At 72.9% G+C, this 3,714-nt stretch carries 3 protein-coding genes; 1 reads left to right on the top strand and 2 read right to left on the bottom strand.

What is annotated here, in order from left to right; all coding sequences use genetic code 11:
• Positions 1 to 83: 83 nt before the first annotated feature.
• Entirely contained in the window at positions 84 to 1,016 is a 933-nt protein-coding gene (locus ADBZ5U_RS15005; RefSeq protein ID WP_526811515.1) for an asparaginase domain-containing protein, read from the top strand.
• Here the strand turns inward: ADBZ5U_RS15005 and ADBZ5U_RS15000 are convergent.
• Both ADBZ5U_RS15000 and ADBZ5U_RS14995 read right to left on the bottom strand, forming a co-directional pair.
• Positions 981 to 2,303, bottom strand: a complete 1,323-nt coding sequence (locus tag ADBZ5U_RS15000; protein ID WP_526811517.1) for a DNA polymerase IV — start codon at positions 2,301 to 2,303, stop codon at positions 981 to 983. The genes ADBZ5U_RS15005 and ADBZ5U_RS15000 overlap by 36 nt on opposite strands.
• Positions 2,304 to 2,384: 81 nt before the next feature.
• The coding region (locus ADBZ5U_RS14995; protein ID WP_526811514.1) for a class I tRNA ligase family protein at positions 2,385 to 3,714 on the bottom strand (1,330 nt) is incomplete at its 5' end.

Genomic DNA, 3,714 nt, shown 5'->3' with positions numbered 1-3,714 from the left:
TCCCCGGTCACGGCTCCCATCATTCCCTACTCCCCGATCGCCACTTAGCCGCCGCCCCGCCGAGCGCCGGGCATGATGACGGCATGGCCGGCGTCGTCGTCATCACCACCGGCGGCACCATTGCCGCCGGCGCCGGCGCGGACGGCGTGCTGCGCCCCGCCCGCAGCGGCGCCGAACTGCTCCCCGGCGCCGGCGGCGGCGCCACGGTCGTCGACCTGATGAGCGTCGACAGCTCGCAACTGACCCCGGACGACTGGCTGGGAATCGCCGCGGCCGTCGCCGAGGCGACCGCCGGCGGCGCCGACGGTGTCGTCGTCACCCACGGCACCGACACCATGGAGGAGACCGCGCTGTGGCTCGACCTCGGCTACGACGGGTCGGCGCCGGTGGTGCTGACCGGCGCCGCCCGGGCCGCCGACGACCCCGACGCGGACGGCCCGGCGAACCTTCGCGAGGCACTCGCGGTGGCCGCCAGCCCGCAGGCCCGCGGGGCCGGGGTGCTGGTCAGCTTCGCCGGGTCGGTGTGGGAGCCGCTGGGGATGTCCAAGCGGGCCGAACGGGCGGTGTTCGGCGGTGACCGGCTGGGGTCGGTCTCCGATGGGGTCTTCCGCCCCGAAGCCGTCCCGGCCGGCAGGCAGCGGCCCTACCTGGGACCACTGACCGCCGCGCCCCGGGTCGATATCGCCGCGGCCTATCCCGGCGCGGACGGCACGGCCCTCGACGCCTTCGTCGCGGCCGGGGCCCGCGGGTTGGTGGTGGAGGCGATGGGGTCCGGCAACGCGGGCGCGGCGGTGGTCGACGCGGTGGCGCGGGCCTGCCGCCTGGGCGTCGCGGTGGCGGTGACCACCCGGGTTCCCGGCGGGCGCACCGCGGCCGCCTACGGTCCCGGGCACGACCTGGTGGCCGCCGGCGCCGTCCTGGTCCCCCGACTGCGGGCCGCCCAGGCCCGGGTCCTGACGATGGCCGCTCTGGCCGCCGGCCTACCCGTCGGCGACGTCGTCGGCCGCTGGGGGTAGCTCCCAGTCGAGGCTGTCGACGGGGTCCGCTGAAGCCAGGCCCGCGGTGTCGATGTCGAAGGTGCGCATCAAACCCGGCCCGCTGCTTCGGGTTTCGAACCGCACGCTCACCACGCCATGCCCGGCGCCCTGTACCCAGCCGTGACCGAACTGCGGATGGGTGACGTCGTCGCCGACCCGCCAGGCCGATACCGGCTCGGCCATCGCCGCCACCGGCGCGTCGGCGAGTTCGGAGGTGTACTCGTGCTGTTCGAGTTCGGGGAACAGCGACTCCTGCCGGACGTCGCTGAGACCCGAAAAGCCAACGCCGACAAGCCGTATCGGCCCGATCTCGCGCGGATCGAGCAACAGCCGCCGGGCGGTGGCGGACAGGGTGCCTGCGTCGGCGGTGGCATACGGCAGGGTGGCCGAGCGGGTCAGGGTGGACATGTCGGCCTTCTTCAGCTTCACCGTCACCGTGCGGGCGCCGCGGCCGTCGCGCTCCAGCCGGCGATGTGCGTGCTCGGCGATCGGGGTTGCCGCTTCACGCAGTTGCTCGAGGGTGGTCAGGTCGGCGGCGAAGGTCGACTCCGCGCTGATCTGCTTGGCCTCGGCGCGTTCGGTCACCGGCCGGTCGTCATCGCCGCGGGCCAGCCGGTGCAGCGCCGGACCGACGGTGGCGCCGAGGATGTCGGCGGCCTCGGAGCCGGTCAGGGCGGCCAGTCTGCCGACCGTGTCGATACCGAGCCGGTGCAGCTTCTCCTCGGCCACCGGCCCGATCCCCCACAGCCTGCGCACCGGCAGGCTCTCCAGCAGGATCTTCTCCTCGTCACGCCCGACCACCCGAATCCCGTCGGGCTTGGCCAGACCCGAGGCGATCTTGGCGATCTGCTTGCCCGAACCCGCGCCGACGGAGGCCACCAGTCCGGTCTGCTCGCGAACCCGCAGCCGAAGCTGCGCGCAGTAGCGCTGCACCTCCTCGGCGGTGGCGCCGGACAGCACGGCGGGCTCACCGAACGCCTCGTCGAAGGACAGCTGCTCGAGCACGGGCACGACCGCGCGGACGGTGTCCATCACCCGCCGGCTGGCGACCCCGTACACCGCCCCGCGGGGTGGCAGCACCACGGCGCCCGCACCGACCAGCCGGCGGGCCTGATGCACCGGCATCGCCGAGCGGGCGCCGAAGGCCCTGGCCTCGTAGCTGGCCCCGGCCACCACGCCGCGGCCGCCCGTTCCGCCGACAAGGACCGGCCGGCCCCGAAGTGTCGGCCGGGTCAGTTGTTCGACTGACGCGAAGAACGCGTCCATGTCGAAGTGCAGCACCCAGCGGGACACTCCTGCAGGTTATCGTCGCCACGCCGATCGAAAGGGCTCAGGCGCCCCCGGGGTTCAGGCCCTGGCGATCGCCACCCGCACGCCGTCGCCGATCTCCACCCCCTCTTGCAGTTCCCGGCCGGGAACGCCGAATTCGAAGCCGGTGGCCAGGATTTCGTGCGCGATCAGGTCGCGGTGGGTGCGCGCCCAGTCCGCCCGCCCGGCCGGCACCGCCATCACCACGGTGATGCGGTCGCTGACCTCCAGCCCGGAGGACTTGCGCAGGTCCTGCAGTTCGCGGATGCGGTCCTTGGCCCAGCCCTCGGCCTCCAGTTCCTCGGTGACGGTGTCGTCGAGCACCACCAGGCCGGCCCCGCCGGGCAGTGCGGCGGTGCATCCGGGGTCGGCGGCGACGAGTCTGGATTCGTACTCCCCCTCGTGCAGCACCACCTCCCCGGCGCCGAGCGTGCCGTCGGGGTTGAGCACCCCCCGGCCGGCCTTGACGGCCTTGATGGCGTCCTGCACGGACTTGCCCAGTCGCGGCCCGGCGGCGCGGGCGTTGACGGTCAGCTCGAACCGGCCGTGCGCGGCGATGTCGTCGGTCAACTCGACGGCCTTGACGTTGAGCTCGTCGGCGATCAGGCCGGTGAAGGGCTGCAACTGCTCCGGGTTGTCCACTGCCACGGTCACTTTCGGCAACGGCAGCCGCACCCGCAGCTTCTTGGCCTTGCGCAGCGACGAGGCCGCCGAGCACACCTCCCGCACCTGGTCCATCGCGGCGACCAGGTCGGGGTCGGCGGGCAGCAGACCCTCCTCCGGCCAGTCGGTCAGGTGCACCGAACGCTCCCCGGTCAGGCCCCGCCAGATCACCTCGCAGGCCAGCGGCAGCAGCGGGGCGGCCAGGCGGGTGGTGACCTCCAGCACGGTGTGCAGGGTGTCGATCGCGTCGCGGTCCTCGGTCCAGAACCGCGAACGGGACCGCCGCACATACCAGTTCGTCAGCGCCTCGGTGAACCGCCGCAGGAGTTCGCAGGCGCCGGAGATGTCGCAGACATCCATGGCGGCGGTCAACTCTTCGCGCAGGTCGGCCAGTTTGGCCAGGATGTAGCGGTCCAGCACGTTGGTGGAGTCAGTGCGCCAGGTCCCGACCGCCGGCGCGTAGAGGGCCAGGAAGCTGTAGGCGTTCCACAGCGGCAGCAGAACCTGCCGAACGCCCTCCCGGATGCCCTGCTCGGTGACGATCAGGTTGCCGCCGCGCAGGATCGGCGACGCCATCAGGAACCACCGCATGGCATCGGAGCCGTCGCGGTCGAACACCTCGTTGACGTCGGGGTAGTTGCGCAGCGACTTGCTCATCTTCTGCCCGTCGTTGCCGAGCACGATGCCGTGTGCCACACAGGTTTTG

Source organism: Mycobacterium sp., assembly GCF_040398885.1.
Taxonomy (GTDB): domain Bacteria; phylum Actinomycetota; class Actinomycetes; order Mycobacteriales; family Mycobacteriaceae; genus Mycobacterium.
The sequence above is the reverse complement of the archived record's forward strand: the minus strand, read 5'-3'. Positions and strand labels throughout refer to the sequence as shown.